Here is a 26,410-nt window from a genome sequence, read left to right on the forward strand (position 1 = left end):
CCGACATTAGCAAATGTAAGCTGTCAGATTTTTTGGGCGATTACCAGATTGTCATCACCGCGCAGGCGGTGGTCTGCTGAAGACAATTAAGCAGCCCTTCAACTTGCTGTTTCGCTAATTCCGGTTAGTGCCACTGGTGTCAGATCGAGTATCAGTCACTACAGATTACCATGTTAACACCAAGCGACTTTGTCGTATCTTAATTACCACGACATGAGGATGGTTAAATTAATGTAATGGAAAATAAAATTTGACTTACCGTCCTGTTTTGTGATGTTTTATATTTGTACCGTGATGGTACAAAATTTTTACAGGAGTTTTTATGAAATTCAGGATGTTACTAGGCTTTTCTTTACTTGCTTTGTCTCAATTTTCGATGGCAAACGACGAATATGTGACGGTATGCGGTTACACTCCAGCGGATACTTTTCAAGAACCCGAGGAAATCACCCTTACAGATTCATATACTTACCCTACCTGCCCATCAAACATATTGGCCACAGTGATGGTTTCTAGAAGAATTGTAATCGGATCTTCTGACGGCAATGATTTTATTCTACTTTCTCAGGAACCTAAAACCAAAAATGGGATTTGCTTTACGAACTGCCTGGCGGCGACTAAACATATAGTTTAAGCCTTATTGCAGGCATAAATATTTTGTTCCTGTTCTTAACTTCTATTTAAACGGAATTTACTATGAAAGCAGCATTATGCAGTTCAGCGTTAGTTATTGCACTCAGTCTTAGTGTTGACGCAAACTCTCAAGAAACTGACAATCAAAGTCAGGATGTGGAAGTGGTTGAAGTTTACGGTTCTAAGCCATATCAAGCATGGAGGCAAGAATTTTTGGATTCCAGAGACGAAGTCAGAAATTATCTAAATGACTCCATTAGCAATACAGATTTCAAAATAAAGTGTCGTCGAGTCAGTATACCGAATTCAAACTTTAAGGAACGAGTCTGTTCCAGTGGTTACGACACTAGAATTAAAAGGGAATTATTTGAAGATGCATTTTTCCTGGGGGCCGGGGGCTTTTATGTAGCGCAACGAGTGGCAGATTCAGGTTCAACGGAGAATAGAAAAAAACGAGAAGAGCACCTCGCGATTATTGAAAAAATATATGTTGAAGATGAAAAGTTCAGGGAATTATTTCATAAACATAAGCAGATTGAAGCAGGCTACCAAAAAGCCCACGTAGTAAAATTTGGATCTCTAAGTCAATTTAACGACAACCTCGAAAGCGATCAAGAAAACGAGCAATAAATTATACACCTCTCACGTTGAGCTATCTTCCTCCATAGCCGTTCGGTGCTCGGACAACGGCGCATACAACGTGTCAGGCATATAATTATATTGAAAAAAGTGCGTAGCGGTCCAAACCCCATGCGCTTTTACGTATGTAACTGTTCGGATATGAACGCCGTCCCGATAAATAAGTAGTTTCTTTTATACAAAAAATATAATACCGCATACAAGGTGCTCAACCGGACAAATTTTTGCTGAGTCGCTATTCTGCTTCGCAGGCATAAATCAACCCAACAACATTTGCCCATTAGCTTAGCGTTAATGTTCGATTTGGGCCTGAAACCCGTCGAAAGAAAAGCCCGTGCTTATGTTCGTTTTGTCGGAATTTTGCCATCAATAGGTTGGCAAAAACAACCTAAAGCCGACATTAACTTTTAGGTGTGGGAGACAAATAGGCAGGCTACGGTGGCGAAGCCGCACCGCGTGTTTGCGGCCCAGCCCGCGCGGCGGGCGAGCTTAATTTTTTTGTATGGATAATTCTTCCCTAAATACACGACATTCCTTTTCGAAGATGGGTAAAGTGAGGCCCAGACTTTGGCTGCAACCAAAGTTGGCTGTGTAGTAGTTCGGCGATTGAGTGGATCCTCAATAGAGAGACCGATAACAAACTCGAACGCTACACGGTACTCCAAGCAACATACTCGAATAGTCGACTGGGCCCCGAGCTCGCATTTAGCAAGCCAGAGTTAGATTATTATGAATAAAACCTTAGTGCAAAACATAAACGTAGGCGTAGATACCGGTAAGAATTTTCTCGATATTCATATTCGTCCATTAAACGAATATTTCAAAGTCAGTAATAACAAGAAATGCATTGGCGAGGCGATAAAACGTCTGCGGAGGCTCGACATCGAGCGTGTAGTTATCGAGTCAACGGGACGTTATTAAGCTGAATTTGTCGATGCTTGTGCCAAGGCTGGCATAGCGTTCAGTGTCGTCAATCCAGTTCATGTTAAGCGCTTTGCAGGTGCGATAGGCCGAAGAGCTAAAACGGATAAGCTGGACGCCGCTTTAATAGTTCAGTTCGGCGAAGTGATACAGCCAAAACTGCCGACGCTAAAGCCAGAGAATATGCAGAAGATGGCAGATATCGTACGACTAAGAAATCAGTTGATAGAAATGCAAACCAAAGAAAAGAATCGTCTTCAGATTATGCCGAAATCAGTCCAGTTGAGTATCAAAGCGATATTATTGATATAGAAAAAGCACATTGAAAAGATGAACGATGAGTTAGCAGAGCTTATAGAAAGTTGCCCAGATTATAGTGCGAAGAGTAAGCTTGTGCAGAGCATGTCTGGAATAGGGAAAGTGTCGGCAGCAGCGCTAATAAGCTACTTGCCAGAGCTAGGATTAATGAACAGTAAACAAGTCGCTGCGCTAGTTGGTGTTCACCAATGAACAAAGAAAGTGGAAAGTACAAAGGTAAACAGGTTACACAGGGAGGTCGTCATCAAGTCCGTACAGTTCTTTTTATGGCGATAATGTCTGCGATGCAATGTAATCCGAAGTTTAAGTCGTTTTACGAACGTCTAGTTGAGGCAGGGAAACCGAAAAAAGTAGCGATAATAGCCTGTGTAAGAAAGAGGGTTGTAATACTAAATTCAATGGTCAGAGGTGGTGTCATGTGGGAAGAAAAAGTAGTTTAAATTCAAGGTTGACGCCATAGTCGTTTGTTAGGTACGTTTATAAACATCAGAGCGATGCCCGATTTTTATCACCTGTACAACAAGTTCAGTTTCTCGGATTTCATAAATTATTCTATAAAGGCCTTGTCGGATACGATACAAGTAGAGTCCACTAAGCTTAATTGCTCCATCCCTTCGCGGGTTTTCAGCTAATAAGTCAATTTTGGCGAGGATTTTTTTAACGTCCGACTTGGGAATTGCCCTAAAATCTTTTGCTACTGATTTCTTGAAAGTGACGCTATATTTTTCCATCAGCTTCCAAACTGTTTAGCAAGTCCTCATAGGAAATTTCAGGCTCTTTGGCCCTTTGTCTTACTGCAGCCAAATCTTCTTGATCTTCTTTCATAAGGAGTCTTACTGCTTCATCAATCAGTTCTGATATTGAGGTATCTGATGATGCTGCCCGCAGTTTCAAAGCATTATGAATGGCTGGTTCGAAGTAGACGGTTGATCGTTTTGATAAAGCACTCATGAATAAGTCTCCACTCAAGTAATGTTAAAACATTATAGCGTTAAAATGTCATTTGGGCTAATTTTTGCTCAAGAGTACCTAACTCCCGCATAAGCGGCACAAATGGCTTGGCTAAAATTTTGTGAGGGACGAACACAAGCCAAGCCATTTGTGTGTCCGCTATTGATGCGATTGTTAGGTAATTTTATCTCTAGGATACGTGGCAACAGTTAATACTAATGGGACAATTATTTGAGATGCGACATTCGTAAAATAAGCATCTGTAAAACCCAAAAGATGTACGAATATTTGATTTAAGCTTACGGTTATACCCAGTAGCGTGAAGAATAAGAATACAGACCCCATAAACTTATAGTTACGCCTGACAGCTATAAAGTCCTCTTGCCAGCATTTGAGTAATTTATAAAAACTCATAACCCCCCATGGTTACCCAACAATTTATTAGTGCGCAAGTTGCGCGTTTTTCTACCGAATTTGCGCTCGTTTTTTTCCATAGTGTCATCATTGCCAAGTTTCTGAAAGGCAAAGAGTACAATGGGTGCAAGAAAATCAGAATGACTTTGCTTCGGACAAAAACGAGCGATCGGGTCGTTTTCCTGAATATAGGAGAAAGTTGTAAAACATGTATAGATATTCAGTTTTTTTGCACGATATTTAGAATCTTTTTAACTACTAAACATTAAAAGCAGACCTTTATTGGCACTTTTCTGTCGGCACCTCAGTAAATGGTTTATGTCCGCAATGTCGGATTAGCTGACGTTTGTTATCTGCTTACCTTACGGTTGTAATTTGCCCATAGTTGCCAATAAGTCTGCAATAAATCAACGGCTACTTCACTTACTTTTCAGACGAGTTGAAACGTAGAATGATAATGACAAAACTGACAAAACTGATAAAACTGATAAAACCCGTTTTAGGCTACCAACCGCGAATCAATCATCATGATTCGCTTTATTTATTATAAATAGAGAACCTGCGATCAATACCAACATGGGTAGTAAAAACCACAATTCCTGCATAATAAACTCCTTGTTGAGAACTTTTCTCAGCATAGCTTAAAAAATTACCAGCAATCAAATTTTGATGTCAGTAATTACCTCTTAAAACCAATAGCGGCCTGGCAGTATTAATTAAACGATACCAGCTTTAAAATACTACGTTCAGCCACGCCAATGGTTGAAAATCTCCACCTTGGTGCTACTCTGCGTGCTTTCGCAGAGGTGGTTCGTAATGACAGGCGTGGTCGGTCTTAGCCTCTCTCAGGTACTCTTACCCTAATAGCGCCGTTCTATTTGTGTTAAGTTGCATAGCGAAGAAAAAGGGGGCCAGAAGCGCTCCAAAACTTAAAGATGTCAGAGTGAATATGTCCGCTAATAATACGCAGTTAAAAAAAGAATATTTAGTTGTTGCTCAAAACGCATCAGGCCGTAATTTAAATGTGCCTGTGTATACTTTTTCCGGCAGCAAACCTGGGCCTACTGTTTACATTCAGTCTTCTATTCACGGCGCTGAAGTGCAGGGTAACGTGGTGATTTATCATCTGATCAAGGAACTAAAAAATACCGATATCAGAGGAAAAATTATTTTAGTCCCTAACTGCAATCCTGTAGGCACTAATATCAAGTCGGGCGAATACACACTGGGTCGTTTTGACCCTGTCAACGGTACTAACTGGAACCGTGGCTATTTTTACGACCAAGCCGCGGTAGAACAGTTCGCGAAAACAGTGACACCTGAAGAGCCTGTTGATGTTATTAAACAGCGTTTTCGCGCTCACTTGTTAGCATCAATCGGGAAGAAGCTTGCAGAGCCTTGGGGACTTGGGCTAGCTCAACAACTCAATTTAAAGCTGCAGCAACTTGCGGTAAATGCAGACTTCGTACTCGATTTACACAACGGACCTGTATCAACGCGGCATATTTACATTCCTGAGTACGCAAAAGACAGTGCGTTGCTCTTCAATATTCCTCACAATATCTTTATACCAAACGTGTTTGCCGGTGCACTTGATGAAGCGACGTTTTGCCCTTGGTGGACATTACAAGACTCTGTGAAGCAAAATCTAGGGCGAAACATACAGTGTAACGTTGAAGCATTTACTCTTGAGATGGGAAGCCAAGAAGTGATTAACTTTGGCGAGGGTGGTGTGGATGCCCACAGTATTTTGAGTTACCTCAATGGCAAAGGCGTATTGGTGGATAGTGATTTCACACCCGCTGAAATGACGAGATTAGGTGTGTATCTGCGAGACTACAAAACCTTATATTCTGATTTTGGCGGCATGGTGGAGTACATTGCCAAGCCTGGGCAAAAAGTGCAAAAAGGTGAGCCGCTCGCACAAATACTCGACATTGATGAATTGGACAATAGCCAAGGCAGCAGGATGTTGTACGCTCCATGCGATCTTATCCCTATGCTGAATTTTCCTTCAGCCTCTGTATTAAGCGGTACCCAGCTGTTCAAATGTTTCACTAATTACTTCGAGCTGTAGTTTGTAGTTGTTTTAGCTATCTAATAAATACGTGCTAATGCACAGACCGAGAGTTGGTAAATGCTGTTTATTATAAGTCGTCGGCTGTATCTGAGCGGGTGACTGCGTTTATCAACTTTATTAAGCCTAGAGTTACACTGTAGGTATATGCCTCGACATTTTGTTTACCTGTCAATTTTCGGCAACATAAAGCATTTATAAATACGTATCAGAGTTTAAAAGTGAAACGTGTTTATGAAAGATCAGACAGTCAAAAACGTAAAGAGCGACAGCAAATTTTTGTTTATTGCCAGAGGCAGCTCTCACATAAAATATTTTAAAGCTTTTGCTTCGCGCAGCAGTTTGAATGTGGACGTGATAAAGATAAACAAACATCTTTTTTTGCCGTCTCATTTAAGACATTTAAAGCTAGTGAAACAAACCGACATCAATGCGCTTTTATATTTCTATTTGGCCAAAAAAGCGGCATCACACCCCACTGTATCAAAGTCGTTTTTATGGGCAATCTATCGATTTGTAATGCGCGTTATCATCATGCTGGATATAGCAAAGAGTATCGACTTAATCGTTAAATCGAATGCCGATGTAGTAGGCGTTTGGAACGGTCAAAAGTTACCCAGTTCGTCAATTGCAGAAGCTGCGAAAGTAGTGGGTAAGGAGGTGGTTTATTTTGAAAACGGCTTATTACCTAATTCAACAACCTGCGACTGGTCTGGTGTAAATTGCAAAAATTCTCTTCCTAAAGAGGGTGAATTTTACCGCCAATTCAATAGTGAAAAATCACTTCCTCGTACCTTGGTGTCAAGAGCGCCTGTAGCACAGAAACAAAAGGGAGTGGATGCAGCGGCGTTGCCTGAGCAGTATATTTTCGTGCCTTTTCAGGTTGAAACTGACAGTCAAATTATTTCAAATTCGCCGTGGATAAAATGCATGGGGCAACTATATCAGCACCTTGTAAACGTCATTGATAAAACAGATAACCCCCATTTACATATTGTTATTAAAGAGCATCCTTCTGAGGTAAAGCGATACGATGAATTGCATAATCGCCATCCTCGAATTGTGTTTGCTAATCAGTGCGAGACACAGCAGTTAATCGAGCGGTCTCAAGCCGTGCTAACAATCAACTCAACCGTAGGCATTGAGTCATTACTATTAGGAAAATCTGTAATGACAATGGGTGAGGCGTGCTACGGCATTCGTGGTGTGTGTGAATCAATCGAATCTGAAGCAGCACTGCTTAAAAAGTTAAATCAACTTGATGCTTGCCACGGCGAGCCTGAAATCAAAAATGGTTTTCTACACTTTTTACACGAACACTATGTTATTCCCACGGCCTGGAATAAGTTTGATGATGCTCACGTTGATGCGCTAACCAAGCGTTTGACGCAACAAGATTTACTTTCAAAAAGCGTGGCAGCGCAACATTAATGCAGGTTTCTGCTATAAAAGATAAATCGCCGCAAAAAATTATATAATTAAAAAGAGTTGACCCTCACCTAAGGTAATACTTCAAAGTATTGCTTCAAGGGAACCATGTGAGAAAGCAATAAGCTCTGGTAATGCGTAATGAAAACGGCGAAAAAAGACAAATACAGTGTTGGGCAGTTGAGTAAGGCAAGCGGTATAAGCGTGCGCACTTTGCACTTTTATGATCAAAAAGACTTACTTAAAGCCAAAAGAGACATTAACGGATACCGTTTTTACTCTGACTATGACGCTGCATTGTTACAACAAATTATTATCTACAGACAGATGGACATGACTTTAGATGATATTGCTAACATCATAAACGCCGATAACTTCGACCTGTTGAGTGCACTACACAAACAGCATGAGCTTCTAGTACAACGTCGTGAAAATACTAACGACATGATTAAACGTATCGAGGTGTCAATAAAGATGGCTAAAGGCGAAGAAAATTTAGATGCAATCCTAAAAGGGTTACCACAGGCTAAAGTGGACGAGTGGAAGTCTCAGATTAAACAAGATGAAAATGGTGATGAGGTTTTCGAGTTCTATGGAAAACTTCCTGAAGAAGATGTTCACAATATCAAAGGTGAAGCAGACGAATGGACCCGCCGTTATATGGAAGTGACCCATCTACCTGTTTATGAGAGTGAAGTACAAAAACTTATAAAAGAAGCCTACATCATAATGAATCGTATGTTTTACAAATCTAAGGATGATTTCTCAGGTGTTGATTACGATCTTTTAAAGGTAATTATCGCAGATGGTAGGCTAGACAGCGTCGTTGTTGATATTTATGAAACACTCCAAAAGGGCTTAGCAAACCACTATTTCGATGCAATGAACTTTTTTGCGGAAAACTCACTTAAGCAAAATGAAGAAGAGTTTGTTAAGTTGCAATAAGCTCGCGTATTAATATAAGTGGACTCAGCTTGAGTTCTGCAAGTTCAAGCAGTCCAAGAGCAAATGATGCAGAGTCAGTTTATGTACTGATTCAAGTTATTATTCTCAGATAAAAACCTGCTTAAATCTTCTTAAATTTTTTACCTGAACTAAGAACTAGTTTTAAAGGGGGGGCAAGGTATTCAATTGACTAGTAGAAAAAATCCGTTTTAAATTTAACTTCTCCAGTTTTCATTAGTGATTTATTTTCTAATGTTTATTTGTGAGGCGATGGGGCGCTGGCATTGATTTAAATTTGATTCAAAGGATGAATAAAATTATGGATGAGTTAAACGTAAATGAAATAAAGCAAGTGAGTGGCGGTAATAAATTAATAGAGTTTCTAATGGGTTACGCAGGCGGTAAGCTACTTGATGCTGCACTGCAAGCTGATTGGAGCAACACAAGTCACAATTTTAGTGATCCGATGGCTGCAACTAATCGATTTTTAAATTTTTCTCAAAGGATTTGTGATGTGTGCTTATATACACGCTCAGCCTTTTAAAAAAATCTAAATTTATATAGGCTTTTACTCTGAATGCATTGCTTTACGTATTCCTCTCCTTCCTGATTTATATTGCCCCCTCGTTATTATCGGAAGTGGTGATAAGATGCTTATCTTCTGAATTTTCTCTAAAGTATTCTGAGCTTCGTCCCTTTATTTCAATTTCCTTATCTGCCGTTTTTTTTATACCTCTTTTAATTATGGTTACTCCAGGTGATGAAAAATCAAAAAAGATTGATTTTTTAAACCTTGGTAAAACCAATGCCCGTATATCAATGAAAATCCTGTTTATAACTTTATGCTTATGGGCTCTATCGAAATATGCGGGAGAGTTTCTCAATGTAAAAGATGAAGCCGCAATGCTGAATGCGACAACTTTAGCTGGCAATACTATTTCAATGGTGACAATGTTTTTCGCCGTATGTGTTGCTGCTCCTTTAGTTGAAGAGTGTTTATTTCGAGGATGGCTTTTTAAAAAACTTATTTATTTAAATCAACATATTAATGTGATTATCTCATCGGCTATTTTTAGCTTAATACATACCCAATATGAACATGTTTCTACTTTTATTTCTATTTTTCTTGTTGGTCTATTTCTTGGTTACATAAGACTTTTATCTGGAAGTTTGTCTTACTCAATATTAGCTCATAGCATGTATAATTTTTACTCGTTTTGTGCCATCTGTATTATTCATTTCTCAAGTGTTTAGTGCTGTTTAAGCGGCCTAAATTCCAAAACCAACCAATACGATCATTCTTATCCAACTCTGCGTATAACTTCTTACTAACACCTCTCTTGGCATCAAATTTCCAAAAAGTAATTTGCCAGGCTTTATTGCAAAAAGTCTAAAGAGAGTGAGAAGAACAACGCATTCAAATTTTCAGTTTGTTCTGCCACTAGGGTAGTAGAAACAATTTGTTTAGATTAGGAGACAAAGCATTGGCTACATCGTCAGAAAGCTCATTACTAAAACAAGAGGAAAATACTTCTTCAGCATCTCAGCATCTTTTTGAGAGGCGTTTTGAAGCCGCATTAAAAAATGCGTTTATTGGTGATGCCCTGGCCATGCCAGTTCATTGGTATTACAACCCGGGTGATATCTTCAAAGCGTTTAACGGTGGCATTGTAAAGTTTGAAGATGCGCCTTCTTATCATCCCTCGTCAATTATGTCTCTGCACTCTACCAGCGAAGGGGGCAGGGCAAGAGCGTCGCGTCAGGCTAAAAAAGAGATTGTCGGTGACGTGATTTTGAAAGGTAAGCGACAATATTGGACGGGCGCGAATCAACATTACCATCAAGGTATGAAAGCCGGTGAGAATACGTTGAATGCCCATTGCGCCAGAGTAATGTTGAGATGCTTATCAAGGGGCTATCAGCGGGACGAATTTTTAGACGAATATATAAAAATGCTAACCGCTAGCCAGCCGCAACATCCTGACACCTACGCTGAGTCTTATCATCGCGGTTTTTTTGCCAATTTAGAGGCTGGAAAGCCTGCACATAAGTGCGGTGCAGTAACCCATGATACTGCCTCAATAGGTGGGTTTGTTACCATTGCGCCACTTGCGCTTAGCGCGGCGGTACGAGAGGACGAACTGACTGCGACACAAAGAGTATGCAGAGAGCACTTAGTGCTAACTCACCCTAGTGATGATTTAGCCATGGTGTGCGATTTCTATGTTGAACTGTTGTTTCGCCTATTGCACCAAGAAGGCGAATCGGCGCAGGAGATACTAGAAGATATCGCTACGCGATCAATGGGTTTGTCGTTACCTAAGTTAGTTGCGAAGAAGAAAAGTGACATGGAAGTGGTAGGGCACACCTATTCTCCAGCATGCTATATCTCAGGTGCGTGGCCGAGTATTCTTTACTTCGCTTATCGCTATAGTGATGACAGTAAAAAAGCGCTGCTCGCTAATACTAACGTAGGCGGTGACAATGTGCACAGAGGCTTTGTGCTAGGCAGTATCGTAGGACTTATCGCTGGCGAGCCCATCGATAGCCTTTACAGCGAACTAAGCGATGCAGAGCAATTAAGTGCTGAAATTAACCATGCGGGCAAATCACTTCAATAAATGCCTGTCTGTTTAATTCGCTATTTTTAATAGAAAATCTAAGAGATACCTTTAGTAGAAAAATGCTAGTTGTAAGCGCCTTAAGTGGATACGTCACTCTAGGCGCTTTTGTCTGCACACCCCATCAGCTCACATTCTTCATTGGCCTTTTTATCAAATAAGTCACTCAAATAAGTCCAGTAGGCGTTAACGGCGAAAAAAAAGACAAAACTGTCAGCATTGACACATTTTGCAACATTTCCAACGGTCTATTGGCAACAAAACGCGATAGTTTACAAAACAACCTTTTTGATATGTAAGATACTAAGTCATAACGCGTCAGTTAGTATAAAAAATTCTAATAAAGTAGTGCGACAAGCCTACATCATAACGATAAAAATAGTTAGACAGGAAACTCTATGAAATTCAATAAAATAAACCAAGCGCTGATGATCGCTTTATTGAGCACGTCAGCAATAAGCCATAATGTCTATGCTCAAGACGAGAATAAAGAGTCGATTTCAGAAGCTAAGGAAGAAATCAAAAAAGAAATCAAGGAAGAGATTAAAGACGAGAGCACTGAAGAACAAACTCTTGCTCAAACGCTAAAAGATAAAATTGTTTACGACGGCTATTTGCCTGTGTATCAAGACAGCGAAGACGGTACGGCTTTAATGGTTATTGATGAAGTTAAACTGAATAAGCCGTTTTTATACTTCGCCAATACTGTTGAAGGTGTAGTGGATGCAGGGCATTTTCGCGGCGGTTTTCGCCAACATCGCCTCATTGAAATGCGTCGTGTTTTTGACCGCATTGAAATTGTGGCAATGACACCTCGCTATTATTTCGATCCTGACAACGCCATAAGCAAAGCCGCCAATGCTAATACAAGCGAGGCCGTGCTGGTATCCACTAAAATTGTGAATGAGGAAGACGGACGCATAGCGATAAAGCTAGAAGACGTGGTGAAAAATCAAAAGCTTCACCGCGTAGCGCCAATGCCGTCGTCAAGACCAGAAGCAGAGAAGAAACGCTTTAAGTTGGGTAAGCTTAGTGATGATAAAAGTAAGATTGCTGCTATCGACAATTTCCCAGCAAACACCCACATCGTAGTGGATTACGTTTTTGAAAATGACACCCCAAAGGTACGTGGCGGCAACTATATTACCGACCCTCGCTACACCACAATTAGTTTGCAACATGCCTTTATTGAGCTGCCTGATAACAACTTTGCATCCCGTAGAGATGACCCAAGAATTGGTTATTTTGGTAAGCAATTTGACGATCTAACCACTGATCAAACCTTTATCGGTCGCGATGTGATAAACCGCTGGCATTTAGAAAAGAAAGATCCGAACGCAGCGGTGTCAGACCCCGTCGAGCCCATAGTATGGTGGATTGAAAATACAACCCCCGATGAGTGGCGAGACACTATACGTAATGCAACATTAAGTTGGAATTCCGCGTTTGAAAAAGCCGGTATTAGCAATGCCATCGAAGTGCGTATTCAACCTGATGATGCAGATTGGAAAGCCGAAGATGTTCGCTACAACGTGCTGCGCTGGACGTCATCACCAAGACCCCCATTTGGCGGTTACGGTCCAAGCGTTGCCAACCCGTTAACGGGACAAATTATTGCCTCTGATATCATGCTGGAATACAGCTTTATGAAAGGGCGCTGGATAGCAGGTGAAATGTTTACCGACGGGGCTAGCTCTCTTTCATCGCAAATGCCCTCGTCGTTAGATGACGATGCCGCGCAATACTGTTCATTGGGCCACGAGCTTAATGCTGGACTGCTTTTTGGTGAATATGCGTCACTAGCCAAAGGGATGGGCGATATTGAGAAAGACAAGCTTCTTAGGCAAGCCATGCATTACCTAATTTTGCATGAAGTGGGTCATACCCTAGGGCTTAACCACAACATGAAAGCGTCTCAGCTGCACGGTCATGACGAAGCCCATGACGCGTCGGTCACACAGGGTATTTTGGCCGGCTCTGTAATGGATTACCCTTCTGTTAACTTTGCGCCTGATGGCGTTACGCAAGGCGACTTTTACACAGAAAAGCCCGGGCCTTATGATGATTGGGCAATTGAATACGGTTATTCTACTGCGCTAGCAGACCCAGAAGCCGAAGAAAAACGACTGCAGGCTATTTTGTCACGCAGCGCAGAACCAGAGCTGGCGTTCGGTAACGATGCTGATGATATGCGAGCACCGGGACGTCACCTCGACCCACGAATCAATATCTTTGATATGTCTGGCGATGCAGTTGAATACGCGCGAGACCGATTTGGTCTTATTAAATCAACAGCCACAGAAATTAAAGACAAAACCCTCGCTGATAATCGTTCTCACAATGACCTCGCGGTGGGCGTCAACGCCGTATTTGGTGAGTTTGCACGCCAAGCTAGTGTTGTTTCGCGTTATGTAGGCGGTGTGTATGTAGACCGCACGTTTGTGGGGCAAGAAGGGTATGAACAGCCCTTTAAGCCAGTACCTAAGGCGTTACAGCAGCGCGCTTTGCAAACGCTAAACGAGTTTGTGTTTGCGCCTAATGCTATCGAAACCATGGAGCCGCTATTTGCTTATATTCAGCGTCAGCGTCGCGGTTTCGACAATATGGGGAAAAACGAAGATCCTAAGCCACACAAAATGCTGCTAGGGGCACAAAAAAATGTGCTTACCCATTTGCTTCACCCTGCTGTTCAAATGCGTATGAGCGATACGGCGCTTTATGGTAATGAGTACAGTCTTGAGCAAATGATGGGAGAGCTCACAAAAGGAATTTTTGAGGCTGATATTAAGCGTGACGTAAATAGCTACCGCCGAAATCTGCAAACGGAATATGTGGAACAGTTGATTAAAATAAGTGGTTTAGAAAAAGCCAGCAACTACGATCATTTGGCCAAAGCAGCAGCGCTTTATGAGCTAAATCGGATTAGTGATTTAGTCGATAACTCACGGGGTGATAGAGCGAGTAAGGTTCATAAATTCTACCTTACCGACCGTATTGAAAGAGCATTTCATAAAAGTAGGTCGTAGCCTTACCTAAGGTTACCGACACTTTTGAAATAGTTTTTTACAAGCCTAACAAAGCCAGCACTATCAAATGATAGTGCCGGCTTTTTTCATTTGCGATGCAGCAAGCTTGAACACATGTTAGCCAATGATGTGGTTTAGCTGTTTTGTACTTCGCGATCCTTTTTTCTAAAGATGGTGATGTGCCACCCCCAATGTAACGAGCCCAACCTAAGAGAAATGGTTGTTATAAGAGAACCTAAAATACACCAGATATAGCTTATGTCTTGGCTAAATAAGGCGGCATAGACTAAACCGCCCGCTAAACACGCTGACGCATAAGGTTCGTTTCGCATTACCGATGGCACTTCCCGACATATAACATCACGGATCAAGCTGCCGAATATTCCGGTAGTAATACCCATTGTAATGGCAACCACCAGCCCCGTACCGCTAATGAGTGCTTTTTCGATACCCATAATATTAAAGATTGCCATGCCGATAGCATCTACCATCAAAAAATAATAATTGTTGACGGAGGGGAGGTAGCGGATAAGCAAAACCGTAGCAATAATGGCAGCGTAGGTTGAGTATAAATAATCCGGCGTTTCAATCCAAAATATGGGTTTGCTTAGCAAAATATCTCGCAGTGTGCCCCCACCCAGTGCGGTAACGGTGGCAACTACCACAACGCCAAAGCCACTGATATTTTTTTCATAGCCAAGCAATGCGCCTGCTACTGCAAAAAATGCCACCCCGATTAAGCCAAGCACTAAAAAATATTCTGCTGTCATTTAACATCCTTTTACAAGCGCGTTGCAATGAGCAGCTAATGCAATTTCTATGCTCTACTTGGCGTGAGCGGGCCCGCAAATGTCACATTCTGTTGTATCGGGAAGCTGCCAGCGTTGCCACTCGTGCCCTAGGGCGTCGAATGTCATTAAGGTGTTTACCGGAATAGTGTCAAATTTCATGAGTACCTGCATAGCAAGTAACGACTGATAGGTGCCCACAATATTCGCGACGGGTGAAAATATTCCCGACTCTACACAGCTTAAGTCTGGCGCTGTAAATAGCTGCCTCAAACACCCATAGCAGCGACTCTTTCCGGGAATGGCAACAAATAGCTGTCCTTCAAAGCGAATAGCAGCGCCTGATACTAAGGGCGTACCTGTGGCGTAGCAAAGCTTGTTAATAAGGTCTCGAGCATCGGCGTTGTCGGTACAATCAAGCACCACATCACAGAAGGTCACTAGGCTTTTATGTTCTTCGCCAAACGCCTCATTAACGGTGTGAATTTCACAGTCGGTATTCATTTGCACAAGCTGCTGTTGGGCGGCGTGTACCTTACTTTTTGAGACATCAACTTCACAAAAGAGCGTTTGGCGATGAAGGTTGGTTAATTCTACACTGTCGAAATCAATAAGGGTGAGGGTGCCAACACCACTTGCACAGAGATTCATGGCTGCGGCGTTACCTAGGCCGCCCATACCCACAATAAGCACTTTTGCATTTAGCAGCGCTTCTTGCCCTTCTAAATCTACACTTGGCAGCACAATATGACGGTTGTAGCGCATAGCTTGTTCGTCAGTCAGGTCTCTATGAGGTGTTTTACGCATAGGTTAAGTCAACTTAAGTATTGAATTCATGGGGTACACCCTTATAAAGTGTCTACTCACAAAAAATTGTGCTGGTTTGACGGGAGTTTATACTTTATCAAAGCCAGACACGATGTCGCATAGCAAATTAGGAATTTATATGTCTGCTGTTAGCCAGCCGCTCAATATTGCCGTACTCACTATTTCAGATACCCGGTCTCTTGATAACGACAAGTCTGGAGACTACCTCACTCAGGCATTGACCGACGCCGGGCATAACCTTGCTGCTAGAGAAATTGTGAAAGACGATATATATCAACAGCGAGCCGTTGTGTCCTCGTGGATTGCAGATAGTAGCATTCATAGCATTCTCATAACTGGTGGTACTGGATTTACCCACCGAGACTCCACGCCAGAGGCGATTAGCGTATTGTTCGATAAAGAGGTTGATGGCTTTGGAGAGCTATTCCGCCAGTTAAGCTATGAAGAAATTGGCACATCGACTATTCAATCTAGAGCTGTCGCTGGCTTTGCTAACAACACGGTGATTTTTTGTTTGCCAGGCTCTACAGGTGCATGTAGAACTGGGTGGGAGCGAATTATTGCTAGCCAGTTAGATGTGGATTTCAAACCATGTAACTTCGTTAAACATTTGGTGAACCTGTGAATACGGGAACAGCCCTGAGCAGGAAAACAGCATGAGCGAATCTTCGGGTAAATTCAGCCACATCGATGCCGGTGGTCAGGCAAATATGGTTGATGTAAGTGATAAAAGTGTGACAAAAAGAGAGGCAACTGCACAAGGCTTTCTCTATGTTAGCGACAGCGTTATCAAGCAAATAAGCGAAGCAAAAATTGCGAAAGGCGATGTATTTGCAGTGGCAAGAATTGCCGGTATTCAAGGCGCGAAACGGTGCAGTGATTTGATCCCCCTTTGCCACCCACTGGCGTTATCTAAAGTAGACGTGAATTTTGAGATTCAGCCCAAAGAAAAGCGGATACGAGCTACCTGTTACTGCAAGCTAAGCGGTAAAACAGGTGTGGAAATGGAAGCGCTGACCGGTGTGAATGTGGCGCTACTCACTCTGTTTGATATGTGCAAAGCCATCGACCCGACTATGCATATGGAAGGCGTACGGGTTCTTGAAAAGAAAGGCGGAAAAACGGGCCATTGGTCCAGCAATGAAGTGAGCAGTGAAGTGAGTCAACAGTGAAGTGACTAACCAGTGATGTGAGTGAACAGAGGCTCATATCAATAGCCTCACGATAGCCTTCATTAACGCATTCATACATTAATTTAGCATAGGAACAGCATGCAAATAACGGTGAAAACATTCGCACAAACCCGTGAAATTTCGAAAACGCCCACCCTGAGTATCGATGTTGTCGATAGCGATACGGAGGCGACAATCGCCCACGTTATAGCGCAGTTAAGAGAGTTAGACAGAAACTGGGCACTTGCCTTAGAGGGAAGTATTTTAACGGCTAAAAATCAGCAGTTGTGCGATAGCAGCACCGTGTTGAGCCCAGGCGATGAAGTCGCTTTTTTTCCTCCTGTTACTGGGGGCTAACGATGTTTGCTTACATACAGGAGCAAGACTTCGATCAGGGCGACTTGTATGCCCAGTTGCAATCACAGACTCAAGCTAAAACGTTAGGTAATACGGGCGCTATCGTAACATTTACTGGCTTAGTTAGAGACTTTAACAACGCTGGTAATATTGACGGTATTGAGTTAGAGCATTATCCAGGTATGACTGAAAAAGCACTGTCTATTTTGACAGATAAAGCGATAGAACGCTTTTCACTTACCAATGCCGGTGCGGTGCATCGCGTAGGTCGTATTTATAATAACGAGCAAATTGTTTGGGTAGGCTGCGCTGCTACACACAGACAGGCAGCATTTGATGGCGCATGCTTTTTAATGGACATGCTCAAACAATCGGTCCCTTTGTGGAAAAAAGAGTTTAAAGGCGACAAGTCCACGTGGGTTGAAGCAAAAGGTTCGGATGACGCTGCTGCGCTAAAGTGGATGTCTGAGCGTTGAGGGCAGTAACGCGTTTACTCACATTATTGGTCACGGCACTTTTGTTATTCTCAAGCTCTGCAATGGCCACCACGAAAAGTGCGCAAAATTTTTCAAATGTTTTTCACGAGCATTATGCTAAGTCACCACGGCTTAACATTGCGGTTGCCGCAAATTTCGCGAAGCCTTTAGCGGCAATTGCCTCCGATTTCACTGCCACTACCGGCATCGACGTATCCATAACAACGTCATCAAGCGGAACCCTGTACGCGCAAATTTTTCACGGCGCGAGCTTTGACGTTTTTCTTTCTGCAGACACTGCGCGGCCCGCCATGCTAGCGAAGAACAACCTTATTCATCCCGATAACGTGACAGCCTTTGCCCGTGGCCGACTGGCGCTAATTACACCCAATGCCAGTACAGAGACGAAAATGGCGCTTGAACGTTTTATCGCAGAAACCAGCGGTAAGTTTGCTATTGCCAACCCTAAGCTAGCGCCTTATGGGCTGGCCGCACAGCAAGTATTACAGAACACGTCGTTGTGGAATACGTTTAAAGATAGGCTAGTAAAAGGGAAAAATGTGCTGCAAGCGTATCAGTATGTGAGTACAGGCAATGTAAAAGGTGCGTTAGTCGCATACTCTACTGTGCTTGCCGAAAGTGAGGGTAGTAGTGGCAATCACAGTGAGAATGATAGCCTTGAGGGGGTATCAGCGCCAACATCAGGTACAATTTTCAATAAACCAGCTGGCTTTGATAAAACAGGTAGCTCCTATAGACCAACTGGCTTGCATCAAACAATGTACTGGTCGCTTATTGATGAAAGCCTACACGCTCCCATAGTGCAATCCTTAGCCATTAACGACAACGATGCCGCTGCATTAAGCCCAAATATTTTTGATTCGATAAATGGCGTGGGTGAGGTAATAAATACTGAATCGTTGGTTCACATTAAACCTGCGAGTCTTTTTGTGCAGTATTTACTGTCTTCCTCGGTGCAATCATCACTGAGTGATTGGGGGTATGAAGGTGTATTGAGTAATCATCACACTGATGTTCGCGCTAAACATCACAAAGGCAAAATGGGTGCTGATTCATGGGGTATGTAGATGCCGATATGGTGAATGCTGAAATGTTAAATACTGTCATACTCACGTTTAAGCTAGCGTTAGTCACCAGTGTCTTATTGTTGATTATAGTTATGCCCCTTGCATGGTTTTTGGCGAACTGGCAACACAAGGCAAAATCATTGGTTCTGTCTGTGTTGGCATTGCCGCTAGTACTGCCACCCACCGTGCTTGGCTTCTATTTACTCATCGCGTTCTCACCCCAAAGTGCGCTTGGGCAGTGGTGGTTAGCATTAACAGGCAGCACGTTGGTATTTAGCTTTCAGGGGCTTGTGCTTGGCTCATTAATATATTCACTGCCCTTCGCCCTTCAACCTTTATACAGTGGGTTCGTGCAGCTAGATAAACGGTATCTTGAGGTGGCGAGCTCTCTTGGTTTTTCACGGCTAGAAGGTTTTTATCGCATTGTGCTGCCCCTTTGCAAAGCGCCAATCATGGTGGCATTTGGGCTCAGCTTTGCTCATACCGTAGGTGAATTTGGGGTGGTGCTCATGATTGGTGGCAACATACCGGGTGAAACCCAGGTACTTTCCATTGCGCTTTATGAGCAAGTTGAAGCACTAGAATATGAGCGCGCCCATGTGATGTCCCTTGGACTACTTGTGTTTTCCTTTATTGTGTTAGCGCTACTCTATCGCTTTAATGGTGGTGCAGACCCCTCAAGTGGCACTAGAAATATAGACCCGGAGCGTAAGCGATGAGTGTGGCGTTTGTGGTATTGCTTCCAAACAGAATAGAGGGCCGGGTTGAACTGTGTGCCTCCTCGTCATTTATCGGCATCACTGGGCCATCCGGTGCGGGTAAAAGCAGCTTGTTGCGCTGCATAGCAGGTTTTGAAAAAGGCGCGTTAACCCAGGCTAATTGGGGTAATGTTTCGCCAAAAATTGGAATGGTATTCCAACAGCCCTTATTGTTCCCTCATGTGAATGTGGAGGGCAATTTACAGCTTGCCACCCGTCATGCCAGTAAGCATGCCATTTCTATTAATGAGGCGGTAAAGGGGTGTCACTGCGAGCACCTACTGTCAAAACCAATAGCAACCTTGTCTGGTGGTGAAGCCCAGCGGGTGGCTATTGCAAGGGCATTAGTTAACGGACCTCACGTTCTGCTGCTCGACGAATCACTTAGCGCGATAGATGCTGTAACCAGGCGGCACATTTACGCTTTTTTACGCCAATTGTGCGCGGTATCGCAACTTACATGCTTTGTGGTTTCCCATGACATTGATGAGCTTTTATTACTGAGTGACGAGATGATTTACATCTGTAATGGGAAAATAGAAGCAGTAGGTAATGTAGATAGCGTTGTTCCCAATATGTACCAAGGCAGGGCAATACATACTCCTTCGGCCATACTTAACGGCGTTGTTGAATGTATTGCCGAGGCAACATTAGGCAGCCACGCTGAAGAGAGTACTCATACAGACGCTGGAAAGACTACCCATCCCGAAAAAGAGATGCTTAATGAAAACGCCACTGACTTTGAAGAACCAAATCAGAATACGGTGTATCAAGTCATTGTTAGCGGGCAGCGGCTGTATGTCTCCCAAAAATCGCTTATAGCAGCGAGGTCTAATGTCGCAAGGTCCAGTATAGTAAGGTCAAAAGTCGCAAGCTCTAATGTCGCAAAGCTCAGTGAGTGTGAACTTAATCAAGCAGATAAAAACAAGATTGATAAATCGCTATCTGTCGGCGGCCAGGTGCGATTAGCGATAAAAGCCAGTGAAGTCAGTATCGACACGAACACGGCAGCAACGAATGAAAACTCGACATCGAGCATCTTGAATTCGCTTAACTGTGTGATAGAAGATATTACCCATTTCGACAATCAAAAAAGCGGTCGAGTGTTGCTTAATCTTCGGATTATTAACCAGAAGGGCATGAGGGAGGCCAAGCAACCAGTACTGTATGCAGTTATCAGTACGCTATCAGTAAGTCGCCTACAGCTCGCTAAAAACATGCCCGTAATTGCGCGCTTCAAATTGCTTTAGAAAAGCGGGTCATGTTTTTAGCCGAGTCTACATAAGCATCGAAGGTTGCACAAATGGCACGAATGAAGATTCTTGCACTTTCTGGCACCACTATCCCTTTATCCATATGCAGCACAAGGCCATCTTTTTGCAGCGGGCGTAGCGCGTCGAGCTCGATGGCAAAATAGTCGTCAAAGGTAATGCCGTACTTACCCTCAATAGCGTCTTTTTTCAGCGATAGATTGCACATGAGGCTTGATATTACATCTCTTCGAATAAGGTCATCTTTTGAAAGTGATAGCCCAATAACGGCAGCTGGCCTGTGGTTGTTAAGCTGCTCGTAATAGTCTTTTAGTTGCTTAGGGTTTTGTGCAAAGGCGTTTCCTACGGTGCTAATAGCAGACACGCCAAAGCCGACTAAATCCGTATCTCCTTTTGTGGTGTAGCCTTGAAAGTTACGATGCAGTTGGCCTGCGTTTTTTGCCCTAGCGAGTGGGTCAGTTTTTTTAGCGAAATGATCAAGGCCAATCATGTCATAACCAACCTTCTTAAATTCAGTTACCGCGATATTGTAGAGCGCTGCTTTTTGCTCTGCATTAGGCAAAATGGTTTCACCGAATTTACGCTGTGCGGCAAACCGTTCTGGCAGATGCGCATAGCTAAACAGCGATATTCTGTCCGGCGACATGGCTTTCGTGGCGGCTATTGTGGTTCTAAACGTGTCTTCGCTTTGATGAGGTAAGCCATAGATCAGGTCTAAGTTAATAGAGCTAAAACCTAAATTTCTTGCCTCAAATACCAAGTCTGCGATGTGAAGCGTGCTTTGAACTCGATTTATTGTTTGCTGAACTTGATAATCGGTATCCTGTAATCCAAAACTTAAGCGGTTATAGCCGAGCTCTCTTAAATGCTTTAAGTAGGAAATGTCCACGTTTCGCGGGTCTAATTCAATGGCCATTTCTGCTTGAGCATCAAAGGAAATGTACTTTTTTAACATTGTCATCAAAGTGGCTTGCTGTTGCTCACTTAAAAAACTAGGAGAGCCGCCGCCTAGGTGAAGCGACACAGCCTGTCGTTCTGCTAGCAGGTGTGACTTGCTTAATAGCTCTTTTTTGATGTAATTGAGATATTGGTCTGCTTTGCTGTTGTGCCTAGTTACAATTTTATTGCATCCGCAGTAGTAGCAAAGTGTCTGACAAAATGGAATGTGCACGTAAACACTTAAAGCTTCAGCCTGTGTGTTTTTATTTGCAATACGAAGTATGTCATTGTTTACTGGAGCAAAGTTAAGCGCAGTGGGGTAAGACGTATAGCGCGGTGCGTGCTTCGCGTATTTTGCTATTGTAGTTAGGTCTACTTCACTTGCTGGCCCTGTAATTTGATTTATATTTTGACTCGTATTCTGGCGTACGGCTTGCGGGCTTACAGATTGGCTTATATCTTTTACGGCCATGACATTTCTTCTTTTGCAGGTGAGAGAAAACTAACACTATGTTATCAATACAAGGAAGGCGGTGAATTGATCTGGTTCAATGTTTTGGCGCTTAATATTGGCTTGCTAGTCATTTTGCCAATTATCATTATTCAAGCGATATGGGTTCGTAAGAAAACCCTTCGTTTACCAGAGCCATCGGGTGCGCGACAGCTTAAAAGCGAAACTTCAGACTCCAAATCTGAAGATAAGAAAATACCCTTTAACGTACTGCTGATAGGTGACTCAGCGGCGGCTGGCGTTGGCGTAAGTACGCAATCTGATGCGCTAACTGGAAAGCTGTACCAGGCACTATCACATTCACTCGGCGAGTCTTACGCAGTGTCTGTTACCCTCCACGCCCGCACGGGGCTAGCGAGTAGCGATATTATTGCATTGCTTAAGCATGAGCATAGCTGCCGGTATCAGGTGGTAGTGGTTTCTATTGGGGTAAATGATGTAACTAGATTCACCACCTTAACTAAATGGCGCAACAATCTTCGACAAATTCATCACTTTTTGCTGCAAAAATTTCAGTGTAACCTCGTTATCTATTCTGCGGTTCCACCCATGCATGGGTTTCCCGCTATTCCTCAACCATTACGCTTTGTGCTGGGACAAAGAGCGTCGCTGCTCAATCGTGTATTAGCAAGTACCATAGGCATATTGCCCTTTAGCAGGCTGCTTCAGCTTAATGTATTTGATGTAAAGGGCGAAGCGATAGCTGAACTAATGGCAGAGGACGGTTTCCACCCTTCAAGTGTTGGGTATGCATTGTGGGCTGAACAGATTGTTTCACTTGTTAGAAAAGAGCAGAAGAGGGTTGTTGAGGCCGAAAACAGGCGCGTTAACTAAAAGAGCGAATGAGTAAGGTGATCTCTACACCTTGGGCTCCATACCAATTATTAGCCTATAGACACGTCTATAACGTGTTTATAGCGCTGTGCGCTTGCAGGAGGGTTATCATATGCCGTACCTTGAGCTATTGAAGTGTCGTAAATTTTGAGGGAGGAAAAATGCAAACAGTTACAATTGATATGGTGTCTGACGTTGTCTGCCCCTGGTGTATTGTGGGCTACAAGCGGTTGCAACAGGCAATACAACAACTCGATAACATTAATGTAGAGGTGAAGTTTCATCCCTTCGAGCTTAATCCCGCTATGCCTGAAGAAGGGCAGAACTTGCGTGAGCACGTCATAGAAAAGTACGGTATTACTCCAGCACAAAGCAGTGAAAACAGGCAGCGTCTTATTGATGTTGGTAAAACAATTGGCTTTGAGTTTAACCTTGCCGATGACGCTACCATGCAAAATACCTTCAAGGCCCATCAGCTTATCCATTATGCCGACGAGATGGGCTTAGCGGTTCCCATGAAAATGCGTTTGTTTGAAGCCTATTTTACGGAAGGAAAGGATATCAATAATATAGATATTCTTATTCAGGAGGGCAGCAGCATTGGTCTTGATGTTCAAACCATTAAAGACGTGCTTGCCGATGAGCGGTACAGCGACGCCGTGAGGCAACTAGAATCGGCTTGGATGCAACGAGGAATCCAAAGTGTTCCTACGTTTGTCATAGGCAATCAGGGCGTAGCAGGCGCACAAGATCCCGAAACCCTAGCCGCTTTCATCAAAGAAGCGGCCGGCGCTATTTAATAGCGAATGAGGGTTTACGCCTTATCACCCTTTTCCTGAGAGTGTGGCTGAGCAAAAATAAGATAGTCATTTGGCGCCGTTATTTTATTTTGCTTAGCTTAGTACATTGCGATATCCGCAAGCTTTATTAGTGTATTGATATCTCGGCTCATGCGGGGGTAAAACGCAACACCGACGCTCATGGTAATAACGATAGGCGTAGTTTCGTTGTTAAAGTAAAATGGCTTCTTAACCCCATCACTCACTTTCGATATGGCCGTTTTCACAGACTCTTCATCTTCGGCTTGTAACAGCAAAACAAACTCATCACCCCCCCAGCGAATTGCCATATCGTTTAAGGTCAATTGGTAAAAACGCTCGCCGTCTTCAGTGATCAATGGGCTGGCAATTAATTGAACCCAAATGACATTTTTATTCACTGACTTCAGTTTGAATTCGCCCGTTGCAAACTCATTGCGAGAAAATGACTCCAGTAGCGTCCCTTTAATGGCGGTAGGGTTTTTCAAACAGGTCGCTCAACAACTCGCCATAGTTTTGAAAAAGGCTTTTGGGTATTTATTTCATTTCATAGCCACGGCCAATTCCGCTTATGTCCGAATAGTTTCACATGATGAACTCCCATTCAAAATATCAATTAAACTTATGCAACGAGTTTTCTTAGTATGGTTAACATATTGGTAACATAAGAGTGTGTAATGACAGATATCTATTTAGTTCGTCACGGACAGGCGTCTTTCGGTAAGGCGAATTACGACAAGCTAAGCGAACTAGGCGCACAGCAAGCCGTGTGGTTAGGTGACTATTTTCACCATCGCGACATTCAGTTCGACAGCGTCTTTATGGGAGATATGGTTAGACACCGTGAAACTAACGAGGGTATTGCACAAGGGTTATCCGCTGGAGGGAAATATTTACCAGAGGCTACACGAGACAGTGCACTTAACGAGTTTAATTTTCAGGCGGTTGCTGCTGCGTATCTTAGTCGTTTCCCTGAAGATAAAGTGCCAGAGGGGGCATCACCTGCTGAGTTCTATCGATTATTGAAAAAGGCCATGCTTGCGTGGTCACAAGATGAACTAGAGCATGGGTTGCTCGATGAAACCTGGGCGCAATTTGAAGGGCGTGTAGGTTCAATGCTCACACGTTTGCAAAATAGCGATGCAAAACGCGTACTTGTGGTCAGTTCTGGCGGCGCTATCGCGATGATGCTGAAACATATTTTAGGCTACGATTCTGCAACGGTTATCAACATGAACTTGCAAATACGTAATGCCAGCTTTTCACAATGCTTTGCTAATAAGCGAGGCGTTCACTTAAATAACTTCAATAGCGTACCTCACCTGGATGTGACTGACAGGTTACACGCCATTACCTATAGCTAAACGGGACAGCGATGAATTTTGAATATAACGAAAAAACACAGGCGCTTTTAGAAAAACTAAGAGCGTTCATGAAAGACGAAGTGTATCCAATTGAGCAAGAGTACATTCATGCCGTAGAGAATGGAAAAGACCGTTGGAAAACCCCAGCGATGATGCAGGCATTAAAACAAAAAGCGCGCGAGGCAGGGCTGTGGAATTTATTTTTACCAGAAGAGTACAAGCCCTACGGAGCCGGGCTGACTAACGCCGAATATGCACCACTTTGTGAAGAAATGGGGCGCGTGTTGTTCAGTTCTGAAATATTCAACTGTAGCGCGCCAGACACTGGCAATATGGAAGTATTAGCCAAATACGGCAACGAAGCGCAAAAAGAAGAATGGTTAGTGCCTTTGTTAAACGGAGAGATTCGCTCTGCGTTTGCGATGACTGAGCCTGCGGTGGCGTCGAGCGATGCAACAAATATCGAAACGTCTATTACGCGCGACGGCGATGAGTATGTTATCAATGGTAAAAAATGGTACACCAGTGGCGCAATGAATGAGAATTGCAAAATTATGGTGGTGATGGGTAAAACTGATTTTGATGCACCTCGTCATCAGCAGCAATCGCAAATACTCGTGCCTATGGATACCAAGGGCGTCACCATTGTTAGGCCTATGGCAGCAATGGGATTTTATGATGAACCGATTGGCCATGCCGAAGTCTTGTTTGAAAACGTACGTGTACCTGCAGAAAATTTACTTGTGGGTGAGGGTAAAGGGTTTGAAATTGCTCAAGGTCGCCTTGGTCCAGGTAGAATTCACCACTGCATGCGTTTAATCGGATGTGCACAGCGCGCATTAGATATGGCCTGCGAACGAGTAGAATCTCGAATTGCCTTTGGCAAGCCGTTAGCAAAACAGCAGTCTATTCGTGAAACCATTGCCAAGATGCACTGCGATATTGAGCAGGCCCGTTTATTAACGCTAAAGGCAGCCGATAAGATGGACAGATACGGTAATAAAGTATCTCGCGACCTTATTGCGGCGATTAAAATTGTTGCGCCAACTATGGCGTGCAACGTGATAGACGACGCCATTCAAATGCACGGTGCGGCTGGAACGAGTCAAGACTTTGTATTGTCTGCAATGTATGCATATGCACGCACCATTAAGCTTGCCGATGGCCCAGATCAAGTGCACATGATGCAGTTAGGTCGTAATTTAATTGCTGATAAAAACGCATAAGGAGCTG

26 protein-coding genes and 1 pseudogene are annotated in these 26,410 nt (G+C 43.2%); 21 read left to right on the forward strand and 6 right to left on the reverse strand.

The genetic code is table 11. The features are described from left to right. Positions 1–322 precede the first annotated feature (322 nt). The 3 genes and pseudogenes from AC27HD_RS00830 (at position 323) to AC27HD_RS00840 (ending at position 2,951) form a co-directional block, all read left to right on the forward strand. Positions 323–634 carry a hypothetical protein gene (locus tag AC27HD_RS00830; RefSeq protein ID WP_487103180.1) on the forward strand — a complete coding sequence of 104 codons (312 nt, stop codon included), beginning with the start codon at positions 323–325 and terminating at the stop codon, positions 632–634. Positions 635–696: 62 nt separating this feature from the next. Then, positions 697–1,263: a hypothetical protein gene (locus AC27HD_RS00835; RefSeq protein ID WP_487103182.1), complete on the forward strand. Its 567-nt coding sequence runs from the start codon at positions 697–699 to the stop codon at positions 1,261–1,263. 738 nt (positions 1,264–2,001) lie between these two features. Next, positions 2,002–2,951 (forward strand): annotated as a pseudogene (locus tag AC27HD_RS00840) (IS110 family RNA-guided transposase). A 27-nt stretch (positions 2,952–2,978) separates the two neighbouring features. On the opposite strand, the gene AC27HD_RS00845 reads toward AC27HD_RS00840, so the two are convergent. Together AC27HD_RS00845 and AC27HD_RS00850 are read right to left on the reverse strand one after the other, a co-directional pair. Beyond that, positions 2,979–3,242, reverse strand: a complete 264-nt coding sequence (locus tag AC27HD_RS00845; protein ID WP_487103184.1) for a type II toxin-antitoxin system RelE family toxin — start codon at positions 3,240–3,242, stop codon at positions 2,979–2,981. Then, the gene (locus tag AC27HD_RS00850; RefSeq protein WP_032096605.1) at positions 3,229–3,462 is read right to left on the reverse strand and encodes a ribbon-helix-helix domain-containing protein; all 234 of its coding nucleotides are present in this window, start codon (positions 3,460–3,462) and stop codon (positions 3,229–3,231) included. Before AC27HD_RS00850 ends, AC27HD_RS00845 begins: the two co-directional genes overlap by 14 nt. A gap of 1,363 nt (positions 3,463–4,825) precedes the next feature. Between AC27HD_RS00850 and AC27HD_RS00855 the strand changes: the two genes are divergently transcribed. The 7 genes from AC27HD_RS00855 (at position 4,826) to AC27HD_RS00885 (ending at position 13,973) form a co-directional block, all read left to right on the forward strand. Next, positions 4,826–5,953 (forward strand): M14 family metallopeptidase, encoded by a 1,128-nt coding sequence (locus AC27HD_RS00855; protein WP_487103186.1) that lies wholly within the window; start codon positions 4,826–4,828, stop codon positions 5,951–5,953. Positions 5,954–6,364: 411 nt separating this feature from the next. Next, complete coding sequence (locus AC27HD_RS00860; RefSeq protein ID WP_487103188.1) at positions 6,365–7,384, forward strand: capsular polysaccharide export protein, LipB/KpsS family; 1,020 nt, start codon at positions 6,365–6,367, stop codon at positions 7,382–7,384. Between the two features lie 138 nt (positions 7,385–7,522). Continuing rightward, positions 7,523–8,326, forward strand: a complete 804-nt coding sequence (locus AC27HD_RS00865) for a MerR family transcriptional regulator (RefSeq protein ID WP_487103190.1) — start codon at positions 7,523–7,525, stop codon at positions 8,324–8,326. A 319-nt stretch (positions 8,327–8,645) separates the two neighbouring features. Then, positions 8,646–8,870 carry a hypothetical protein gene (locus tag AC27HD_RS00870; RefSeq protein ID WP_487103192.1) on the forward strand — a complete coding sequence of 75 codons (225 nt, stop codon included), beginning with the start codon at positions 8,646–8,648 and terminating at the stop codon, positions 8,868–8,870. A 38-nt stretch (positions 8,871–8,908) separates the two neighbouring features. After that, entirely contained in the window at positions 8,909–9,580 is a 672-nt protein-coding gene (locus AC27HD_RS00875; protein ID WP_487103194.1) for a CPBP family intramembrane glutamic endopeptidase, read from the forward strand. 338 nt (positions 9,581–9,918) lie between these two features. After that, the gene (locus AC27HD_RS00880) at positions 9,919–10,947 is read left to right on the forward strand and encodes an ADP-ribosylglycohydrolase family protein (protein WP_487103878.1); all 1,029 of its coding nucleotides are present in this window, start codon (positions 9,919–9,921) and stop codon (positions 10,945–10,947) included. A 398-nt stretch (positions 10,948–11,345) separates the two neighbouring features. Further along, on the forward strand, positions 11,346–13,973 hold the full coding sequence (locus AC27HD_RS00885; protein WP_487103196.1) for a zinc-dependent metalloprotease: 2,628 nt from the start codon (positions 11,346–11,348) through the stop codon (positions 13,971–13,973). A 134-nt stretch (positions 13,974–14,107) separates the two neighbouring features. On the opposite strand, the gene AC27HD_RS00890 is transcribed toward AC27HD_RS00885, so the two are convergent. Both AC27HD_RS00890 and AC27HD_RS00895 read right to left on the reverse strand, forming a co-directional pair. Continuing rightward, positions 14,108–14,743: a trimeric intracellular cation channel family protein gene (locus AC27HD_RS00890; RefSeq protein WP_032096598.1), complete on the reverse strand. Its 636-nt coding sequence runs from the start codon at positions 14,741–14,743 to the stop codon at positions 14,108–14,110. A 54-nt stretch (positions 14,744–14,797) separates the two neighbouring features. After that, entirely contained in the window at positions 14,798–15,568 is a 771-nt protein-coding gene (locus AC27HD_RS00895; RefSeq protein WP_487103198.1) for a HesA/MoeB/ThiF family protein, read from the reverse strand. A gap of 139 nt (positions 15,569–15,707) precedes the next feature. On the opposite strand from AC27HD_RS00895, the gene moaB reads away from it, so the two are divergent. The 7 genes from moaB to AC27HD_RS00930 all read left to right on the forward strand — a co-directional run bounded on the left by moaB (position 15,708) and on the right by AC27HD_RS00930 (position 20,690). Next, entirely contained in the window at positions 15,708–16,214 is a 507-nt protein-coding gene (gene moaB / locus AC27HD_RS00900; protein WP_487103200.1) for a molybdenum cofactor biosynthesis protein B, read from the forward strand. A 31-nt stretch (positions 16,215–16,245) separates the two neighbouring features. Next, a complete protein-coding gene (gene moaC, locus AC27HD_RS00905) occupies positions 16,246–16,761 on the forward strand; it encodes a cyclic pyranopterin monophosphate synthase MoaC (protein ID WP_487103202.1) in 516 nt (171 codons plus the stop codon). Between the two features lie 99 nt (positions 16,762–16,860). Continuing rightward, complete coding sequence (locus AC27HD_RS00910; RefSeq protein WP_032096594.1) at positions 16,861–17,118, forward strand: MoaD/ThiS family protein; 258 nt, start codon at positions 16,861–16,863, stop codon at positions 17,116–17,118. 2 nt (positions 17,119–17,120) lie between these two features. Continuing rightward, positions 17,121–17,594 carry a molybdenum cofactor biosynthesis protein MoaE gene (locus tag AC27HD_RS00915; protein ID WP_487103204.1) on the forward strand — a complete coding sequence of 158 codons (474 nt, stop codon included), beginning with the start codon at positions 17,121–17,123 and terminating at the stop codon, positions 17,592–17,594. Between the two features lie 62 nt (positions 17,595–17,656). After that, the gene (gene modA, locus AC27HD_RS00920) at positions 17,657–18,682 is read left to right on the forward strand and encodes a molybdate ABC transporter substrate-binding protein (protein WP_487103206.1); all 1,026 of its coding nucleotides are present in this window, start codon (positions 17,657–17,659) and stop codon (positions 18,680–18,682) included. Beyond that, positions 18,670–19,401: a molybdate ABC transporter permease subunit gene (gene modB, locus AC27HD_RS00925; RefSeq protein WP_487103208.1), complete on the forward strand. Its 732-nt coding sequence runs from the start codon at positions 18,670–18,672 to the stop codon at positions 19,399–19,401. The genes modA and modB overlap by 13 nt, the downstream gene beginning before the upstream one ends. Then, the gene (locus tag AC27HD_RS00930) at positions 19,398–20,690 is read left to right on the forward strand and encodes an ATP-binding cassette domain-containing protein (protein WP_487103210.1); all 1,293 of its coding nucleotides are present in this window, start codon (positions 19,398–19,400) and stop codon (positions 20,688–20,690) included. Before modB ends, AC27HD_RS00930 begins: the two co-directional genes overlap by 4 nt. On the opposite strand, the gene hemN is transcribed toward AC27HD_RS00930, so the two are convergent. Beyond that, positions 20,677–22,122 carry an oxygen-independent coproporphyrinogen III oxidase gene (gene hemN / locus AC27HD_RS00935; RefSeq protein ID WP_487103212.1) on the reverse strand — a complete coding sequence of 482 codons (1,446 nt, stop codon included), beginning with the start codon at positions 22,120–22,122 and terminating at the stop codon, positions 20,677–20,679. The two genes, AC27HD_RS00930 and hemN, sit on opposite strands and share 14 nt — an antisense overlap. 66 nt (positions 22,123–22,188) lie before the next feature. On the opposite strand from hemN, the gene AC27HD_RS00940 reads away from it, so the two are divergent. Next, a complete protein-coding gene (locus AC27HD_RS00940; RefSeq protein WP_487103214.1) occupies positions 22,189–22,995 on the forward strand; it encodes an SGNH/GDSL hydrolase family protein in 807 nt (268 codons plus the stop codon). Positions 22,996–23,156: 161 nt separating this feature from the next. After that, on the forward strand, positions 23,157–23,795 hold the full coding sequence (locus tag AC27HD_RS00945; RefSeq protein ID WP_032096591.1) for a DsbA family oxidoreductase: 639 nt from the start codon (positions 23,157–23,159) through the stop codon (positions 23,793–23,795). Positions 23,796–23,893: 98 nt separating this feature from the next. On the opposite strand, the gene AC27HD_RS00950 is transcribed toward AC27HD_RS00945, so the two are convergent. Next, on the reverse strand, positions 23,894–24,301 hold the full coding sequence (locus AC27HD_RS00950; RefSeq protein ID WP_487103217.1) for a GGDEF domain-containing protein: 408 nt from the start codon (positions 24,299–24,301) through the stop codon (positions 23,894–23,896). A gap of 189 nt (positions 24,302–24,490) precedes the next feature. On the opposite strand from AC27HD_RS00950, the gene AC27HD_RS00955 reads away from it, so the two are divergent. Both AC27HD_RS00955 and AC27HD_RS00960 read left to right on the forward strand, forming a co-directional pair. Beyond that, complete coding sequence (locus AC27HD_RS00955; RefSeq protein ID WP_032096588.1) at positions 24,491–25,177, forward strand: histidine phosphatase family protein; 687 nt, start codon at positions 24,491–24,493, stop codon at positions 25,175–25,177. 11 nt (positions 25,178–25,188) lie between these two features. Then, complete coding sequence (locus tag AC27HD_RS00960; protein ID WP_163107134.1) at positions 25,189–26,403, forward strand: acyl-CoA dehydrogenase family protein; 1,215 nt, start codon at positions 25,189–25,191, stop codon at positions 26,401–26,403. Positions 26,404–26,410 lie beyond the last annotated feature (7 nt).

Source organism: Alteromonas sp. 4NS20-0143 (genome assembly GCF_057542855.1).